The organism is Photobacterium arenosum (genome assembly GCF_014841115.1).
GTDB lineage: Bacteria > Pseudomonadota > Gammaproteobacteria > Enterobacterales > Vibrionaceae > Photobacterium > Photobacterium arenosum.
In genome coordinates this window covers 66,684-85,856 of the sequence record NZ_JACYTP010000016.1, presented here as the reverse complement: position 1 = coordinate 85,856, position 19,173 = coordinate 66,684, and the positions used below count along the sequence as shown (strand labels likewise).

The window sequence follows — 19,173 nt, the reverse complement described above, 5'->3', positions numbered from 1 at the left end:
ACACACCTCCAAAAGGGAAAACTACATGCCCACCATGTTATTCAGGGCAATGATTGGCATCAGAGTCGCGATAACGATAAACATCACCACCCCAGCCATTACTACAATCAAAAGGGGTTCAAACACCCCCAGTGCCATGTTGACCAAAGATTCGAAATCTCTGTCCTGATTATCGGCCGCCCGGGTCAGCATCTGCTCCAGCTCGCCACTGCGCTCACCACTGGCTATCATGTGGAGCATCATGGGCGGAAACAGCTTAGTTTGTTCCAGTGAGACGCGAAGACTGGCGCCTTCCCTGACCTTATCGGCTGCCTCAAGGATTTCCTGATTCACCCAGGTATTGGTCATGACCTGAGAGGCCACCTTCATTCCATCAAGCAAAGGGATGGCACTGGAGGTACAAATCGACAGCGTGCGGGCAAAACGGGATGTGTTCAGGCCACGCGCCACTTTACCGATAACAGGAACGCCCATCATCCGCCTGTCCCAGCGCAGCCGCAGGTCCGGACGACGCAACGCCATCCGGATACCCGCAATCAGCAGTATGATGACCAGCACAACGGCCAGTCCCCAGTGCTGAACAAAATTACTGGCGGCCAGCAGCACCTGAGTGATCTGCGGCAATTCCTGCCCCATATGGACAAACTGATCCACAATTTTCGGCACCACAGTGGCCAGCAAAAAAGCCACCACAGACACGGCAACCAGAGTCAGCATGGTCGGGTAAATCAGCGCTTGCTGCAGCTTACTGCGCATTTTCTGCCGGTTTTCAGTGTAATCGGCCAGACGATTGAGCACGGTATCCAGATGGCCGGATTTTTCCCCTGCCGAGACCATGGCCCGAAACAGCTGGTCAAAGATATGAGGGAATTCTGCCATGCTGTCTGCCAGGGTGTAGCCTTCAACTACTCTAGAGCGCACCGCCAGCATCATGTTTTTCAGACGGACTTTTTCGCTCTGCTCGGCCACCGCGCGCAGGCACTCTTCTAACGGCATCCCCGCCTGGACCAAGGTGGCCAGCTGGCGGGTCAGCAGGGACAGTTCATTGGTGCTGATCCCGCGGCGAAACGCAATCCGCCCGCCCGCCTTGCGCTTTTCACGCTCATGACTCTGGCTGACTTCAACCGGGATCAATCCCTGCTCGCGCAGTTGCTGGCGAAGCTGGCGGGCCGTATCGGCTTCCATGACGCCTTTTTTCTGGCGTCCTTTGGTATCCAGGGCCTTATATTCAAATGCTGCCATCAGCCCTCCCTGGTCACTCGCATCACTTCTTCAAGCGTGGTAATACCCTGGCGGACTTTGGCCAGACCATCATCACGGATACTCGGGGTGTGCTGGCGGATCACTCTTTCTATCGCCTGCTCGCCGGCATCGGCATGGATCAGCTCCTGTACCTGTTCATCCACCAGCAGCAGTTCGTGAATTCCGGTCCGGCCACGATAGCCTTTGTTATTGCAGTGCTCGCAACCGACGGCATGATAGAGGGTCAAGGACTCATATTCCGGTACATCGAACAGCTTTTTCTGCTCACTGTCAGCCTGATAGGGATCGCGGCAATGGGGACACAGCGTCCGTACCAGACGTTGCGCCAGTACTCCCAGCAAAGAAGAAGAGACCAGGAAAGGCTCGATGCCCATATCGCGCAAACGGGTCACGGCACCAATCGCTGTGTTGGTGTGCAGGGTCGACATCACCATATGACCGGTCAGGGAGGCCTGCACGGCAATGGAAGCGGTTTCCAGGTCACGGATCTCACCGACCATCACCACATCCGGATCCTGACGCAGAATCGCCCGCAGCCCACGGGCAAAGGTCATGTCCACTTTGGTATTCACCTGTGTCTGACCTATGCCATCGATATCAAATTCAATCGGATCTTCGACCGTCAGGATATTGCGCTCATGGCTGTTCAGCTCCTGCAGGCCGGCATATAAAGTGGTCGATTTACCCGAACCGGTCGGCCCTGTCACCAGTATGATGCCGTGCGGACGGGCAATCAGGTACTGGAAACTTTTGTGAATACGGGGCGTCATGCCCAGGCTGTGTAAATCCAGCCGGGTCGCATTTTTATCCAGCAAACGCAATACGACACGCTCACCGTGCGAGGACGGCATGGTTGACACCCGCACGTCTACCGCCCGGCCACCGATGCGCAGAGAGATCCGGCCATCCTGAGGCACGCGTTTCTCGGCGATATCCAGCCGGGCCATGACTTTGATCCGGGAGACCAGAAGCGGCGCCAGTTTGCGGCTCGGGGTCAGCACCTCGCGCAGCACGCCATCGACACGAAAACGAATCGACAAGGTTTTCTCAAAAGTCTCGATATGGATATCCGAGGCTCCTTCCTTGATCGCTTCAGCCAGCATGGCATTGATCAGCTTGATGATTGGCGCGTCATCTTCCGATTCCAGCAAGTCTTCGGTTTGAGGCAACTCTTCAGCCAGCGAGAAAAAGTCATCGCTGTCAGAGCCCAGATCTTCCATCAACTGACGCGCTTCCGACGAATCACGCTGATAGGCATCGGTGAGGCGTTGTTCAAAAGCATGCGGTTCCAGCGCTTCAACGCGAAAACTGCGGCCAGACACCCGGCGCACTTCCGCCAGCACCACAGCTTTTAGCGGTCCGTCATGATAAAGCACCCTGCCGTGTTCACCCGTTTCAAGCACCACTTTATGACGCTTGGCGAAAGAAAACGGCAAACGGAACTGCACCAGATCGGCCGGGCGCAGCGTGTCCATCACTTCTCCTCCAGACGGGATACAAATGCCCGTACTTCAGGGGGCAGAGAAATATCTTCGCCATATCTCGGCAATACCGGGGTTTTGGTCTCCGGCATCAGACGCAGGCCTTCATCGGCCTTATACAGCTGCTCAGCCCGGATATAGTTGTACTTACGCTGGGTAATACCATCTGCCGTCACGCCATCACGGATAATGGTCGGCTTAATAAATACCATCAGATTGGTTCTGCCCTTACTGGTATTATTGGATTTAAACAGGTGGCCCAGAATAGGAATATCGCCAAGAATCGGGATCTTGGATTCATTTTCGTTGGTCTCGTCCTGGATCAGGCCGCCCAGGGCAATCATCTGTCCGTCCTGAATCAGCACAGAGGTGGTAAGCTGTCGCTTGGAGAAACGCACGTCAACCGCGCCGTTGGCACCCAGAACGTTAGAGACCTCTTGCTCAATCTTGAGCTGCACAGAATCTCCTTCGTTAATTTGCGGGGTCACTTTGAGCTTGATACCCACTTCTTTGCGTTCGACGGTCTGGAATGGGTTATCGTTATTAGAGCTGGCCGTTGAGCCAGTCACCACAGGTACTTCCTCACCGACAATAAACGAAGCTTCGCCATTGTCCATCACGGTAATACTGGGTGAAGACAGGATGTTAGATTCACGGTCTGTGGCCACCGCATTGACCAGCATGGTCCAGTCACCCATGATCAAGCCCAGTACCGCACCATTGGCACCTGACAGCACCTGGCCCAGAGTCGAAAAATCGCCGCTTTCGGTAACTTCCACGTCAACCAGATTGTTATTATTGTCAAAGCGCTGCTCGGTCCGGGTAGTATCCTTCGCCTCTTCCAGACCAATCAGGTACTGACCGACAGGCACATTAGAGTTGTTAAACTGCACTATCCCGTTTTCTTTCGAGCCGTACTGAATACCGAAGTTGATACCGGCCCCTTCAGACAATTCAACAATCATCGCCTCAATCAGCACCTGAGCACGGCGGATGTCGAGCTGGGCAATGATGTTTTCCAGCGCGCGCATGATATCCGGCGGTGCCGTCAGGATCAGGGCATTGGTGTCGGCGTGCGCGGCTATCATCACATCATTTTTCTTAGCAACAGCAGCGGCCTGACCATTGCCTTGTTTTTCGGCCTGCAGGTTATCGGATACCCCTTTCAGTACATCGACCAGCTCTTCGGCATTGGCGTATTTGAGGTAAACGACACGGTTATTGCCCGAGCTCGCCATTTCTTTATCTAACTGGCGTATCAGACGTTTAAGGCGCTCACGCACTTTAGGATCGCCGGACAGCAGCACAGAATTGGTGCGCTCATCCGCGACTAATTTAGGTTGCAGAAACTCTGGCGTCGATTTGGCATCAGCCGACTTGTTCAGGGCATCGACAATGCGCACCATCTCTGCGGCAGAGGCATTATTGAGCTCAACCACGTCGATCTCTTTATCACCGGCACGGTCAACCCGCTCAATGATATCCGCCAGACGATTAACGACGGCCGCACGGCCGGTGATCATGATGATGTTCGCCGGGTCGTAGTGCACCACGTTACCCGCACCTGCGTTATCGTTCAGCTGACGCAGCAGAGGAGACAGCTCTCTGACGGAGACATTGCGTACCGCCACCACCCGGGTCACCACTTCATCACCCTGCGCCTGGGTTTTGCTGTCAACGACAGGAATAGAAGAAATTTTCGCGTCTTTATCACGGATAACTTTCAGTATGCCGTTTTCCATTTCGACGACGGCAAACCCGTACACTTCCAGTACGTTGAGGAAAAACTGGTAATACTGTTCGTCGTTCAGCAGATCATAGCTGCGGACATTAACCTGCCCTCTGACAGAGGGATCCACAATGATAGTTTTCTGCAGATTACGTCCAACAATGTTGATAAACTCTTGAATATCAGTTCCTTTGAAACTGGCGCTGAATTCACTTGCCATCAGGGGAGTCGACAGCAAGCTGGCCGCCAGCCACAGGGTGCCCTTACCCATCCATTTTTTCACAAAAAACTCCTGCGTATATACGCAATGTATTCGTGCCGCTATTGCAGCTCTATCAATATGTCATGTAACTGCCCGTCACGCTCTACTGTTAATGTCAGTTCAGTGGCAGAGGACAGCTCAGTCCACAACCGTGCCATCACGGTCGGGTCCTTCAAATCATTGCCGTTAAGACTCACTGCCAGATCTTCCGGCTGCAGCCCAACGGCATCAAAAAGCACACGGTTTTTCCCTGGATTAACCCGATAACCTATCAGCTCATCATCCTGCTTTACCTGAGATAAACGAATGTATGAGAAGAGGTTTTGTGGCTTGTCCATGATCTCTTGTTTTATCTGCGCCAGCTCGTCACCGGCTCCCTCGGATTCGGTAGAATCGGGCTGCACTGTCGGCTCGGGTGCCTGCCGTGCAGCCGGTGCAGTAGAAGGGGCTGACACCTGAGACCCATTCTGGCCAAACTTTTGTCCGTCCAGCATCAGTGTCTCATCGCGCCCGTTGTTACGGATAATGACCCGATCAACAAACACCCCCTGCAAAGTCGCGCGCGTGCCGTCTATCGCTTCATTCAAACCATAGGTATTCTGCTTACCCCGATTGGTGATCACAGCCAGAGTGGTTTGCGGGTTGTTACTCGCCACCACCCCAACCAGTGTCAGGTTAAGTTTAGTCTCTGGTGCATCCTGTTTGACAGGTTGCTGAGGAATTGCCTTAGGGGCATCCGCCCGATAGCGGCCGAACAGCTCCAACGTCAGCAATTCAGATACTTGCAGCCCCTGCTGATTAGCCCCGCCAGACTTGATGCTGGGTGCCTGCCAGGCCGGCGGCGCTTCCACTGGTTGTAATGCCGACCACACAAGACGCCCCAGCATCCAGGCCAGAACAACCACCAGACACCAGGTCACGATTCGGGTCAGAGACTGCATTGAGGGCATACGTTTTCCCGTCACTGCCTGACGCCAGTGCATTGTTACCCTAGCTACATCCATTTGCTGTTTTCTGCCTCATGACTCTTTGTAATCAATAATATGACAAGAAAAGCCCGGATTGAGTTCCAGTTATTTCAAGCGGATTTTTGCTTGCCGCAATCCCGACGCTCATCTTGTTGCATGACAGGTTAATATAGCAAACCCACTCACTGAAAAAATACTACTCATTTAGCAGTGTGTTATTTCGTGTGAGGAAATTCCCATTCATTGTTGAATTTGCGATCCGGCATCACCATTTAATAACTACTGTGTACCTGTAACGCTGACTTTTTGTGCAACGAAACAAGGTCTAAGACTATCTTCGCATTACAGTAAACCCAAACACTGTGAATGCGCTGTGTCAGATCAAGCCAAAACGAACGGTATTTTTCCTTGGCTTTTCGGGTCGTTAGCCAAAATGTGACACTGGTGATCTGTGACTTACCCGGATCACTATCACCTTGGCTCAGAGACAATCCGGCAGGGAATCAGGCTATGCAGCTGACGCAGCATTTCCATTGTGATATTTTTAGCGCCCATTTGGGTAAGGAGCCTATTTTATGAGTCGGCAACCCTCCGAATCCGATACAACAGAAGTGCGTCTGGACAAATGGCTGTGGGCTGCCCGCTTTTACAAAACCCGCTCGATCGCGCGAAACATGATCGACGGCGGAAAAGTGCACTATAACGGCCAGCGGTCCAAACCCAGCAAGCTTGTCGAGCTGGGGGCTGAAATCAAACTTCGGCAGGGTAATGAGGAAAAAACAGTCACTATCCTCAAAGTGTCCGGTACGCGTCGTGGCGCCCCGGAGGCCCAAACCCTTTATCAGGAAACAGCAGCCAGCCTGACTCAGCGCGAGCAACAGGCACAGATGCGCAAGCTCAATTCGCACAATCCGCACCCGGACAAGCGCCCGGATAAAAAGCAGCGACGCGATATACTTAAGTTTAAAAGCAATCACTGACAGTGAGTGCCGGAGAAAACCAAATCATGACCAGCGATAATCTTTACCGTTACCTGTTTGACGATGTGTCTGTTCGCGGTGAACTCGTACAACTCACCGATACCTATCAGCACATTATTGCCAGCAAGGACTACCCTGCGCCTTTGCAGACACTACTGGGCGAATTGCTGGTTGCCACCAGCCTGCTGACGGCCACTCTGAAATTCGAGGGGTCCATCACGGTACAACTGCAAGGTGACGGTCCTGTGAAACTGGCTGTGATTAATGGTGATCACAACCAGCAGATGCGTGGTGTCGCACGTTGGGACGGCGAACTGGCTGCGGACGGCAACATCCACGATCTAATGGGCAAAGGCCATATGATCATTACCATCACACCGAACCAGGGTGAACGCTACCAGGGCGTGGTCGGCCTGGAAGGCGACACGCTTGCCGCGTGTCTGGAAAGCTACTTTGCTAACTCAGAGCAATTGGCGACCCGCATCTGGCTGCGCACCGGTGAGGCCGACGGCCAGACTAAAGCCGCAGGCATGCTGCTGCAGATCCTGCCAGATGGTAAAGGCGATGCCAGTGATTTTGAGCACCTGGAGCAATTAACAGAGACAGTGAAGAATGAAGAGCTGTTCGGTCTGCCTGCTCAGGACGTGTTATACCGCCTGTACCACCAGGAGAAAGTAAAACTCTTTGATCCGCAACCGGTGATTTTCCACTGCGGCTGCTCTCGCGAGCGCAGCGCCGGTGCCATTAAGTTACTGGATCGTAATGAAGTTGAACGTATTTTGCAGGAAGAGGGTAAAGTCTCACTGCATTGCGACTACTGTGGCACCAGCTACGATTTCGACAGTTTTGATATTACCAGCCTGTTCGAAACCGGCTCCGAAGCCGACGATTCGCAGCTGCATTAATTTTCATCCATTATTAAGACTGAAAGTAAATTACATAAGCCAGCTACATGCTGGCTTTTTTTTTAACTCCTCCACACTTTTATGCTGCTTTCTGAAATGCAAGCACAGCTTATTCATGCTTAATTGGCAAGGAATATTAATCACTTACACTGGCATAAACCTTTCCAGACAGGGTAAAATTAGGCTAGGTACAGATAAAAACACTAGAAAGTAACCATACTTTGTATGTGGTTACGACAAAAGCTACCTCCCTGTACGCAGGGTAAAAAAAGACAGCCTAACTACCTCTTACCCCCCAGGAGTCGCTAATGACAGTCATGCACGCCGAAGATAAAAAGGTCAACCAACAGCTGAATTTGTCTCAGTATGGTATCCATAACGTAAAAGAAGTCCTTCGTAATCCTTCCTACGAAGTCCTTTTTGAGGAAGAAACCAGACCCGGTCTGGAAGGTTATGAAAAAGGCGTAGTGACAGAGCTGGGCGCTGTTTCTGTAGACACTGGCATTTTTACCGGTCGTTCTCCAAAAGATAAGTACATAGTCAAAGACGACACCACTCGCGATACTCTGTGGTGGTCAGATCAAGGCAGCAACGACAACAAACCACTGAGTTCAGAGGTCTGGAGCGATCTGAAAGCGCTGGTCGCCAATCAGCTATCCGGCAAACGTCTGTTTGTGATCGACGGCTACTGTGGTGCAAACCCGGACACCCGCTTATGTATTCGGGTGATCACTGAAGTGGCCTGGCAGGCACACTTTGTGAAGAACATGTTCATCCGTCCGAGTGACGAAGAGCTGGCCACCTTCAAACCCGACTTTGTGGTGATGAACGGTGCCAAATGCACCAATGACCAGTGGCAGCAACACGGCATGCACTCTGAAAACTTCACCGTGTTCAACCTGACAGAGCGCATGCAGCTGATCGGGGGTACCTGGTACGGCGGCGAGATGAAAAAGGGCATGTTCTCTATGATGAACTACTTCCTGCCGCTGCAGGACATTGCCTCTATGCACTGTTCAGCTAATCAGGGAGAAAATGGCGATGTTGCCGTGTTCTTTGGCCTGTCCGGCACAGGTAAAACCACCCTGTCTACCGATCCTAAGCGTAAATTGATTGGTGATGACGAGCATGGCTGGGATGACAACGGTGTCTTCAACTTCGAAGGGGGCTGCTACGCCAAAACCATTAAACTGTCGAAAGAAGCCGAACCGGACATCTATCAGGCGATCCGTCGTGACGCCCTGCTGGAAAACGTGACCGTTCGCGATGACGGCACCATAGATTTTGACGACGGTTCTAAAACCGAAAACACCCGTGTGTCCTACCCGCTGTACCACATTGAGAACATAGTGAAGCCGGTATCCCGCGGTGGTCATGCCAATAAAGTGATTTTCCTGTCGGCTGACGCCTTCGGTGTACTGCCTCCGGTGTCCAAACTGACGCCCGAGCAGACCAAGTACCACTTTTTGTCTGGCTTTACGGCGAAACTGGCTGGCACCGAGCGTGGCATCACAGAGCCGACACCGACCTTCTCGGCCTGTTTTGGTAATGCATTCCTGAGTCTGCACCCGACTAAATATGCGGAAGTGCTGGTCAAACGCATGGAAGCGGCAGGCGCTGAAGCCTATCTGGTCAACACTGGCTGGAACGGCAGCGGTAAACGTATCTCAATCAAAGATACCCGCGCCATTATTGATGCCATTCTCGACGGTTCGATCGAAAACGCTGAAACCAAGCAAGTGCCCATTTTCAATCTGACCGTGCCGACAGCCTTGCCGGGTGTGAATCCCGACATTCTGGATCCGCGCGATACCTATACCAGTGAAGCGGAATGGGAAACCAAAGCCAACGATCTGGCCAAACTCTTCATTAGCAACTTCGATAAATACACAGATAACGAACAAGGTGCCGCTCTGGTTGCCGCAGGCCCTCAGCTGGACTGATTTGAGTGAAACTGAAAGAAGCCCTGCACCGCAGGGCTTCCTTGTCTCTGAACCAATCGCACACTCGTGCAACAACCTTAGCTAAACACTAAATAGCCAACAAAAACCCGCCGCATTCCTTGCCAAGTAGTCGCATTTCCTTCACTCTTTTGACACCGGCCTTACCATGCCTTTTTCCCAAGACTTTCATCACCGCCCGATTGCCCGGCAGCGGCCTAAACATGGTTTGGCGGCTGATATGGAGTTCGGCATGCGTTTCTTCACAAAAATACTGGCTACCCTGATGATTCTGCTGCTGATGGCAGCAACCATTATTGTCATCCTGCTGCATACCCGCTACAGCGCTGCCCTGGTGAACACTTTTTTAAAGGGAGCCGGCTACAGCGGCGCTCAGGTTACCGGTGTGCAATATTCACTGCAGAGCGACCCGCTGCATTTACGACTAAGCCAGCCACGCTGGCAAAGGCAAGATGCGCCCGCCTTAGCCGCTGAGCAGCTTGATCTCTGGCTGTCTCCCGCCTCTTTCTACCAGCGGGGCTGGCATTTTGACAGCCTGTTAATCCAAGGCGTTAATCTCGACCGGCTACCGGTTATCGGGCTGGAAAACGGGCAGCTCAACGCCCGCCGGCTGGCTGTGACCAAACTGACTGTTTCTGTGCCCGGATTGCAGCTAGATAACGCGCGCCTCGAACTCGACAACTGGCAAAACCGCGCACAAGACTGGGGAGACTTCAACGGGGACTTCCGCCTTTCGGCCGAGCAGGCCACCTGGCACGATCACTCACTGCAGCAGGTGCTTATTGACGGGGAGCGCGATGCCCGAACCTGGACTGTGTATGGTTTGTCATTGAACTGGCAAGGTGCCCGCTTCCACGGCCAGGCCGAATATCAGACTGACGAGCATAACCTGATCATCCACCAGCTCAGCGCCAGCGGCCTGAAGATAGACCAAGATTTCCCGATCCAAACCTTATTGGATCTGAGCGCACAGGCGAACGAGTCCGGGCTGAGCGTAGATTTACGCCGTCTGGATATCCTGGACAGCAGTCTGGAGCACGAAGAATACAGTACCAGTCATGCGAATCTGGCCCTGGAAAACTGGCGCTGGCCCGGCACGCTGTGGCAACAGCAGGATGCCCGTCTGTCGCTGGGGGCCGATACGCTGCGCTGGCATGACCTGCTGCTGGACTCTCCCCTTACCGAACTGCACTTCACCCCGGAGCAGATCAGCCTGAACGGCTTTTCGGCCCGTATGCTTGAAGGCTACCTGCGCGCTGAGGCGACCCTGACGCCCGAAGCCATGTTGCTGCATCAGCTGGAGTTAAAGGGTATTCGCTGGGTACTGCCCGAAACCATTCAGGCCTGGCTGATGCACGACAGCGCCCCGCAAACGCCTCTGCAGGCTCAGGTCGATCAGTGGTGGCGCCAGCTGGATACTCTGACCGTGGATCAGCTCTCTGTCGGCTACAGTCAGCTGACCGGCACCTATGCGCCACTGCCTTTTCAGATCAGCGATATCAATCTGGACGGCACAGGGCTGGTGTTGCTGCGTCAGGGACAACCCGGACTGTGGCAAGGTGAACTCAATGCCAGTGCCGGTTTCACCCATATTCGCCAAATCACCATCCACGATCCGCTGCTGACCATGAGCAGCCAGGCAGGACACTGGCAAATCACACGGTTAAATCTGCCAATAGAAGAAGGCTTGTTAGAAGGCAGCGCCGATATCCAGCTCAACGAAGCAGGCTGGCCATGGACACTGTCTCTGGCCGGTGACAGTTTACCGTCACAGATGCTGCACCACTGGTTAGGACTGCCGCTCCCGCTGCAGGGAAAGATGGATATCAGCGCCCAGGCAAGTGGTCTGGGGCAGTTTCACCGCGGGCTGGCTTACAGTTTGAATGGTCATCTCAACGCGGCATTCCGCCAACAGTCTCTGACCCAGAGCGAAGCCTCGCTGCTGCAGAGCTGGCAGAATAGCGAAACACTGGCCGTTACCCCACTCAGTAGTGGTAACAATCCAGTCCGCTCGCCAGTCACGCTGAGTCCGCTAAAGTTGCGGGCTGATCGGGGACGCATTGCCATACAGCCGCTGAGCCTGCAAGGCCAGCAGTTAACAGCGGAGCTACAGGGAGAGTGGGATCTGGCGATCCCGTCCGAACGCGAAATCCAGCTCAACGCCAGCAATGGCTGCCAACAGCTCAGCAAACGCTGGCATAACCATCAGCAGGACATATCCGTGCTGTCTTGCGAGCGAAACAGCATATAGGTTCCGGTGAAGGTTGCAGCATGGGATTCATCGCTAAACACCTGCACTTCCACCACCATTCGCCCTTTACGGCCATTGGCGATCCGGTCCAGATCGCCGGTAAGGGTCTCCACACCCGTGACGGCGCGAGGGCGCGATTTCACAGGCGCGGAGTAACGAATGCGGCTATCAACCAGCATGATATCAGCCTGAAGCTGGCGCTCCTTCAGCAACATCCAGAGGAATCCCCAGCCAGCCAGCGTCGCCATGGTAAAAATACTGCCGGCAAACATGGTCGCCCTCGGGTTGAGGTTGGCGTTCAGTACCGCACTGACTTCAAATCGGTAACCTGTGTACTGGCTGATTTTGACGCCCATTTTTTCACTGATCGGAATATGAGACTGCCAGACATCCTGCAGCTCCTGGCACCAGTCGGGATGGCGCACCACTTCAGTTAACGGATCCAGATATTTCAGCATCTGCTGATGACGAACCGGCCCGCGTTCCTCGCTTAACTCACCCTGATTGGCAAAACCGTTGATCTGATAAAAGCGGATGGCTTCTTCGCGGGCATTACAGACCAGCCGCTTAGCACCCTCCTGCCGGGCCAGCGATTCCAGCGCCATCAGCAGCAAGCCGCCCATGCCTTTATTGCGGTAATTGGGATCGACAGCCATATAGCGGATCTGACCGTCATTTTCCGGCGTCATATACAGCCGGCCAATCGCCACCGGCTGACCGTCATCATCGACTATCATTCGATGGCAGCTCAGGGCGTCATAGGCATCGCGTTCTGATCCCGCCGGCATATGCCAGGGCTGGCGTAACATCCGCCAGCGAAAGTCAAAATAGCGGACCAGTTCCGCCTCAGTTTGCGGGGTGATCAATCGAAACATAGCGTCCTTCTCCAGTCATTCAATTCCATTTGCGCACTCACACGCTCCGCCTGTTGGTCTGCTTACCTGCGCAAACGGCCGTGGTTATTCAGATAACCACCTTGTTCACGCTATAGCATCAAGGCTAGCACTGCAGCCAGAAAGTGACAGGACCATCATTAAGAAGCGCCACTTTCATATCGGCGGCAAAGATACCCGTTTCGGTGCGGACAGCGCTTTCCTGACAGGCTGACACAAAGTAATCGTACAAGCGCTCAGCGTCCGCCGGGTGTGCCCCGGTCGAAAAGCTCGGACGCATACCGCTGTTGGTATCGGCGGCCAGCGTGAACTGCGAGACGACCAGCACACTGCCCCCCGCCTGCTGCACATTGAGGTTCATTTTTCCGGCATCATCCTCAAACACCCGGTAGCCCAGCACTTTATCGCGCAGCCGGCGAGCTTTCGCTTCATCGTCACCTTTCTCTACCCCGAGTAAAACCAGTAACCCCTTGCCAATAGCACCGGTCACTTTGCCATCGACGGCAACACTGGCTTCACTCACTCGTTGTATCAGCGCAATCATTTTGTATCCTTGTACGTCTTCACGGTTTGTTGCTGTTCTTCGTTTGCTCAGCACCGGATGCCTGTGCTCCCTGATGCCCGGCATCCACTGAGGCCAGAGGCTGTTTTTCACCCTCACCTGAGCCGTGCGGTGTTTTTGCCCGCTGACGCCAATGCTGCTCTTCACACAAGCTGGCGGTGATTTCTGCGCCCAGCAACACAATACACCAGCACAGGTACACCCACACAAACAAAATAGGTACCACAGCCAGTGCGCCGTATATCAGCTGGTAAGACGGGAAATTAGTGATGTAGAGCGCAAAGACTTTTTTGCTCAGCTCAAACAGGGCACTGGCGATCAGAGCACCTATCAGCGCATTACGCAACCGGACTTTAGTGTTAGGCACCAGCATATACAGGCCCAGAAAGGCCAGGGTGGACATCAGAACAGGCAGGCCGCGCAACAGCTGCTGTACAAAGCCGTTCACGGTTTCGCTGCCCAAGATATTCAGTGAAGCCAGGTAGGAGCTGATCGCCAGGCTGGAGCCGACCAGTATCGGGCCCAAGGTCAGTACCATCCAGTAAATCGAAAAGGAGATCACCGCACGGCGGTGCTGGCGAACCCGGAAAATATAATTCAGTGACTTATCAATGGCGGATATCAGCAGAATGGCGACCACAAACAAGGCCCCGATCCCCACAGCCGTCATTTTGCCAGCGTTAGCGACAAACTGATTGAGGTAGTTTTGCACCACGTCCCCTGCTGTCGGCACAAAATTTTCAAACACAAAGGCCTGCAGCTGATCGCCCAGAGAAGCAAACACGGGAAAACTCGACAGTGCTGACAGCACCACAGTGATCATGGGCACCAGCGACAGCAGCGTCACATAGGCCATAGAGCCGGCCGTGACGGTCAGGCGATCATGATCGATGCGACGGTACAAATACTGTACGAATTGCCAAAGTTCTGTGACCGCCTGGCGCAAACCCGGCCTGGACGTTATTTTCATATCAGCCATATTGAATTAATCTTTGTTGTTTATCGTTCAACTACGAAACGACCCTACTCGCGACAGAGTTAACCTCAGCCCTTTCAAATATGCCGCATTCTGGCTCTGAACAGCCGTGTCATGGATATTGGGGTATATCAACAACATAGTGCGTCCGGATGGGAATAACAACCAGCCAGGTCGCCAGCCAGGAGCTTTTATGCCATATGCTTTTGCCCTGATACTGAGCCTGACACTGCTGTCGGGCTGCCAGAGCGCCTACTATTCTGCCATGGAATCGGTCGGTGTTCATAAACGCGATATCATGGTCGATCGCGTCGAAGATGCCACTGAGGCGCAGAAAGACGCCCAGGAACAGTTTACCTCAGCGCTGGCCGCTTTACAGTCACTGACCCGCTTTGAAGGCGGTACGCTGGAAGAGACCTACAACCGGGTGAATGCGCAGTATGAAGCCAGTGCCGATGCCGCCGATAAAGTCAGCGACCGCATCGCAGCGATTGAAAATGTCTCACAAGCCTTGTTCGATGAATGGCAAGAGGAGCTGAGCCTGTATTCCAGCTCAGCGCTGCGCCGCGACAGCGAAGCCAAACTCAAAGCCACCCGCGCTTCTTACAGCAAGATGATTGCTGCCATGCACAGGGCAGAAGGCAAAATGGCACCTGTGCTGGATACGTTGCGGGATAACAGCCTGTACCTGAAGCACAACCTCAATGCTGCAGCAATCGGCTCTCTGCAAGGCGAGTTCCGCTCGCTTGAACGCGATATCCAGCGGGCGATCAGCGATATGCGCGCCGCTATCAGTGAGTCTGAGCGCTTTGTGGCCCAGCTGAACCGCAGTTAATCTGGTGTCGGCCTGAATAAAAAAATCCCCCGCCGGGATAACCGGAACGGGGGATTTTTTACTGTGCCCCCAAAGGGCGCACAGAATCAGTTGTTACTTCGCACCACGGCTCGCACGCTTACGATCCGTTTCCGTCAGCAGTTTCTTACGGATACGAATGCTTTCCGGCGTCACTTCCACCAGCTCATCGTCATCGATAAATTCCAGCGCCTGCTCCAGGGTGTACTTAATTGGCGTGGTCAGCACCTGCGCATCATCGGTTCCTGATGCACGGACGTTGGTCAGCTGCTTACCTTTCAGGGCGTTAACCGTCAGGTCATTATCACGGCTGTGAATACCGATCACCATGCCTTCGTAGACTTCGACACCGTGACCGATGAACAGACGACCACGCTCCTGCAGGTTAAACAGGGCATTGGTCAGTGCTTTACCCGCGGCGTTTGCAATCAGCACGCCATTGACGCGCTGGCCGATCTCGCCACCTTTGTGCGGACCGTAATGATCAAACGTGTGGTAAATCAGACCAGAGCCTGAGGTCAGGGTCATGAACTCAGTCTGGAAACCGATCAGGCCACGTGATGGCATGACGAAATCCATACGCACACGACCTTTACCATCCGGCGCCATGTCTTTCAGCTCACCTTTACGCAGGCCGATTTTCTCCATGATGCCGCCCTGGTGTTCTTCCATGACATCAATGGTCACCGTTTCAAACGGTTCCATCAACTGGCCGTTTTCTTCTTTGATGATAACTTCAGGACGTGATACCGCCAGCTCGAAGCCTTCACGGCGCATGTTTTCAATCAGAATCGACAGGTGCAGTTCACCACGACCTGACACGCGGAATTTGTCCGGGTCTTCTGTTTCTTCAACGCGCAGCGCAACGTTATGAACCAGCTCTTTCTGCAGACGCTCCAGAATGTTACGAGAAGTCACGAACTTACCTTCTTTACCGGCAAACGGAGAGGTGTTCACCTGGAAAGTCATGGTTACAGTTGGCTCATCGACGCTCAGCGCTGGCAGTGCTTCAACCGCGTTGACATCACAGATGGTGTCAGAGATTTTCAGCTCACCCAGACCAGTGATCGCGATGATATCACCGGCAGTCGCGCGATCGATATCGTGGCGCTCCAGACCCAGGTAGCCCATGACAGTACCGACTTTACCGTTACGGGTTTTACCGTCTGCACCAATAATGGTCACTTGCTGGTTTGGTTTTACAGAACCACGGGTCACACGGGCAACACCGATAACACCGACGTAAGAGCTGTAGTCCAGCTGAGAGATTTGCATCTGCAGCGGGCCGTCAACGTCGACCGCAGGTGGTGCAACATTGTCTACGATTGCCTGGAACAGTGGTTCCATGTTCTCGCCAGTCTCGCCTTCTTCGCGTGTTGCCCAGCCATTCAGTGCTGATGCGTAAACCACCTGGAAGTCCAGCTGTTCGTCGGACGCACCCAGATTGTCAAACAGATCGAATACTTGATCCATCACCCAGTCAGGACGAGCGCCCGGACGGTCGATTTTGTTGATAACAACAATTGGCTTCAAACCGTGAGCGAACGCTTTCTGGGTCACGAAACGAGTTTGCGGCATCGGGCCGTCAACTGCGTCAACGATCAGCAGAACAGAATCCACCATCGACATAATACGCTCTACTTCACCACCGAAGTCGGCGTGCCCTGGGGTGTCCACGATATTGATGCGGTAATCATTCCAGTTGATGGCGGTGTTTTTCGCCAGGATGGTAATGCCACGCTCTTTCTCGATATCGTTGGAGTCCATCACGCGTTCTTCAACGCCGCCACGGGAGTCCAAGGTACCTGATTGCTGCAGCAGTTTATCAACCAGGGTGGTTTTACCGTGGTCTACGTGCGCAATGATTGCGATATTACGTAATTTATCGATCTGTGGATTAGACATGGATTTGGCATTCACTCAGATGTTGCGACCCCCTGAAAAACAGGCAGCCACTGATTAAAAAAACGGCTCATAATCTACCAGATTTTACGTCAAAACCCAGCAAATATGTGATTTATATCATCACGTCGGAACGAAACTGATAGCAATAGCAAGAATAAAGCGTAAAAAATCAATAAAAACAGTCAATTAAAAACAAGAGCGCGCAACGGGCTTTTTTTGGTGCAATAAAGTGAATGCAATCCGTCGCGCAGACGATTGACAATTGATCAGCGTGGGCTAAATATAGCCGATGTCTTTGCATTCGGGTGAAACGGAGTGACAAAGAGGGAGATAATCCCTACTTGCACCATTGTGGTGCGCAAAATCACCATATCAGTGCAATGGAGCCCATGATTATTTGCACTGAGCGCCATAACAGGGCGTAAATATGGCAATTTTGGGGATTTAAAAAGTTGGCATGGATTTCGCAAAGCTTACTGTATCGGAGCACATGCTTGTTCCTTTCCAAAATTTTTTGCGGCCAGTTGCCCAAATCTAACACCGGAGGTTACTTAAGATGTCAGTAGAAAACGTACTCGCGTTGATCCAGGAAAACGAAGTTAAATTTGTTGACCTACGCTTTACCGATACCAAAGGTAAAGAGCAACACATCTCTATCCCCGCTCACCAGATTGACGCAGACTTCTTCGAAGACGGTAAGATGTTTGATGGTTCTTCGGTCGCTGGCTGGAAAGGAATCAACGAATCAGACATGGTGATGATGCCAGATGCATCTACCGCTGTGCTGGACCCATTTACCGAAGATGCCACGCTGAACATTCGCTGTGACATCCTTGAGCCTGCCACCATGCAAGGCTATGACCGTGACCCGCGCTCTATCGCCAAGCGTGCGGAAGAGTACATGCGCAGCACCGGCATCGCCGACACAGTGCTGGTAGGTCCTGAGCCTGAGTTCTTCCTGTTCGACGACGTGAAGTTCGCCACTGATATGTCAGGTTCTTTCTTCAAGGTTGACGATATCGAAGCGGCATGGAACACAGGTTCTACCGTTGAAGGCGGTAACAAAGGTCACCGTCCGGGCGTGAAAGGCGGTTACTTCCCGGTTGCACCGGTTGACTCATCACAAGATATCCGTTCTGCCATGTGTCTGATCATGGAAGAAATGGGTCTGGTTGTTGAAGCGCACCACCATGAAGTGGCGACTGCAGGTCAGAACGAAATCGCAACCCGTTTCAACACCCTGACGTCAAAAGCGGACGAAATCCAGATCTACAAATACGTGGTTCATAACGTCGCGCACGCTTTCGGTAAAACAGCAACCTTCATGCCTAAGCCTCTGGTTGGCGACAACGGCAGCGGCATGCACGTGCACCAGTCTCTGGCCAAAGACGGTCAGAACCTGTTTGCGGGCGACAAGTACGGCGGCCTGTCTGAAATGGCACTGTACTACATCGGCGGTATCATCAAGCACGCACGCGCCATCAATGCGTTCGCTAACCCGTCAACCAACTCGTACAAGCGTCTGGTTCCTGGTTTCGAAGCCCCTGTTATGCTGGCGTACTCAGCACGTAACCGCTCTGCGTCTATCCGTATCCCTGTGGTACCAAGCCCGAAAGCGCGCCGTATCGAAGCTCGCTTCCCGGATCCAGCGGCTAACCCGTACCTGGCATTTGCCTGTCTGCTGATGGCTGGTCTTGACGGCATCAAGAACAAGATCCACCCAGGCGAAGCGATGGACAAAGACCTGTACGATCTGCCAGCAGAAGAAGCGGCAGAGATTCCAAAAGTGGCGGAGTCACTGGAGATCGCACTGAAAGCACTGGATGAGGACCGCGAGTTCTTAACCGCTGGCGGCGTGTTCTCTGACGATTTCATCGATTCTTACATCGCACTGAAATCAAAAGATGTTGAGCGCATCAACATGGCGACTCACCCTCTGGAATTCGACCTGTACTACTCTGTATAAGTCTGAACACCGCGATTCACTGTTCAAGGCCTGCGCATGCAGGCCTTTTCTTTATCTGGCTCACCAAGGCTGGGCAAACATTCTCAGCACCCAGGCTGGCGCAACCACTTTCACCAAAACGACTCATCCCGTTTCCCGCAGCCGGCACGCTTTACAGGCTCACTGAAGTGATTGGGCCGGAAAAGACGGCAAGGTTATTGCATTATTCAACGTTCACC

14 protein-coding genes are annotated in these 19,173 nt (G+C 53.2%); 6 read left to right on the top strand and 8 right to left on the bottom strand.

From position 1 onward, the window contains the following. Nucleotides 1-21: 21 nt before the first annotated feature. Genes gspF through gspC form a run of 4 tightly spaced genes read right to left on the bottom strand, consistent with a single transcriptional unit; the run spans nucleotide 22 to nucleotide 5,739 of the window. Nucleotides 22-1,242: a type II secretion system inner membrane protein GspF gene (gene gspF, locus IFO68_RS19395; protein WP_192017441.1), complete on the bottom strand. Its 1,221-nt coding sequence runs from the start codon at nucleotides 1,240-1,242 to the stop codon at nucleotides 22-24. Beyond that, nucleotides 1,242-2,738, bottom strand: coding sequence for a type II secretion system ATPase GspE (gspE, locus tag IFO68_RS19390; RefSeq protein WP_192017440.1), 1,497 nt, complete (start codon nucleotides 2,736-2,738; stop codon nucleotides 1,242-1,244). Before gspE ends, gspF begins: the two co-directional genes overlap by 1 nt. After that, entirely contained in the window at nucleotides 2,738-4,756 is a 2,019-nt protein-coding gene (gene gspD, locus IFO68_RS19385) for a type II secretion system secretin GspD (RefSeq protein ID WP_192017439.1), read from the bottom strand. The genes gspE and gspD overlap by 1 nt, the downstream gene beginning before the upstream one ends. Nucleotides 4,757-4,794: 38 nt before the next feature. Continuing rightward, the gene (gspC, locus tag IFO68_RS19380; RefSeq protein ID WP_225445341.1) at nucleotides 4,795-5,739 is read right to left on the bottom strand and encodes a type II secretion system protein GspC; all 945 of its coding nucleotides are present in this window, start codon (nucleotides 5,737-5,739) and stop codon (nucleotides 4,795-4,797) included. A 539-nt stretch (nucleotides 5,740-6,278) separates the two neighbouring features. Here gspC and hslR point away from each other — a divergent pair. The 4 genes from hslR to IFO68_RS19360 all read left to right on the top strand — a co-directional run bounded on the left by hslR (nucleotide 6,279) and on the right by IFO68_RS19360 (nucleotide 11,800). Then, on the top strand, nucleotides 6,279-6,683 hold the full coding sequence (hslR, locus tag IFO68_RS19375) for a ribosome-associated heat shock protein Hsp15 (protein WP_192017438.1): 405 nt from the start codon (nucleotides 6,279-6,281) through the stop codon (nucleotides 6,681-6,683). 26 nt (nucleotides 6,684-6,709) lie between these two features. Further along, on the top strand, nucleotides 6,710-7,588 hold the full coding sequence (gene hslO / locus IFO68_RS19370; RefSeq protein ID WP_192017437.1) for an Hsp33 family molecular chaperone HslO: 879 nt from the start codon (nucleotides 6,710-6,712) through the stop codon (nucleotides 7,586-7,588). A 308-nt stretch (nucleotides 7,589-7,896) separates the two neighbouring features. Then, nucleotides 7,897-9,531: a phosphoenolpyruvate carboxykinase (ATP) gene (pckA, locus tag IFO68_RS19365; RefSeq protein WP_192017436.1), complete on the top strand. Its 1,635-nt coding sequence runs from the start codon at nucleotides 7,897-7,899 to the stop codon at nucleotides 9,529-9,531. Between the two features lie 250 nt (nucleotides 9,532-9,781). Continuing rightward, complete coding sequence (locus IFO68_RS19360; RefSeq protein ID WP_192017435.1) at nucleotides 9,782-11,800, top strand: AsmA family protein; 2,019 nt, start codon at nucleotides 9,782-9,784, stop codon at nucleotides 11,798-11,800. On the opposite strand, the gene IFO68_RS19355 is transcribed toward IFO68_RS19360, so the two are convergent. The 3 genes from IFO68_RS19355 to IFO68_RS19345 all read right to left on the bottom strand — a co-directional run bounded on the left by IFO68_RS19355 (nucleotide 11,755) and on the right by IFO68_RS19345 (nucleotide 14,234). Further along, a complete protein-coding gene (locus IFO68_RS19355) occupies nucleotides 11,755-12,675 on the bottom strand; it encodes a bifunctional GNAT family N-acetyltransferase/hotdog fold thioesterase (protein WP_192017434.1) in 921 nt (306 codons plus the stop codon). The genes IFO68_RS19360 and IFO68_RS19355 overlap by 46 nt on opposite strands. 124 nt (nucleotides 12,676-12,799) lie before the next feature. Next, complete coding sequence (dtd, locus tag IFO68_RS19350; RefSeq protein ID WP_192017433.1) at nucleotides 12,800-13,237, bottom strand: D-aminoacyl-tRNA deacylase; 438 nt, start codon at nucleotides 13,235-13,237, stop codon at nucleotides 12,800-12,802. A 19-nt stretch (nucleotides 13,238-13,256) separates the two neighbouring features. Continuing rightward, the gene (locus IFO68_RS19345) at nucleotides 13,257-14,234 is read right to left on the bottom strand and encodes a virulence factor BrkB family protein (protein ID WP_192017432.1); all 978 of its coding nucleotides are present in this window, start codon (nucleotides 14,232-14,234) and stop codon (nucleotides 13,257-13,259) included. A 190-nt stretch (nucleotides 14,235-14,424) separates the two neighbouring features. On the opposite strand from IFO68_RS19345, the gene IFO68_RS19340 reads away from it, so the two are divergent. Continuing rightward, entirely contained in the window at nucleotides 14,425-15,066 is a 642-nt protein-coding gene (locus tag IFO68_RS19340) for a DUF2959 domain-containing protein (protein ID WP_192017431.1), read from the top strand. Nucleotides 15,067-15,159: 93 nt separating this feature from the next. Here IFO68_RS19340 and typA read toward each other — a convergent pair whose 3' ends face one another. Continuing rightward, a complete protein-coding gene (gene typA, locus IFO68_RS19335; protein ID WP_192017430.1) occupies nucleotides 15,160-16,989 on the bottom strand; it encodes a translational GTPase TypA in 1,830 nt (609 codons plus the stop codon). 556 nt (nucleotides 16,990-17,545) lie between these two features. Here typA and glnA point away from each other — a divergent pair. After that, entirely contained in the window at nucleotides 17,546-18,955 is a 1,410-nt protein-coding gene (gene glnA, locus IFO68_RS19330) for a glutamate--ammonia ligase (protein ID WP_192017429.1), read from the top strand. Nucleotides 18,956-19,173: the final 218 nt, after the last annotated feature.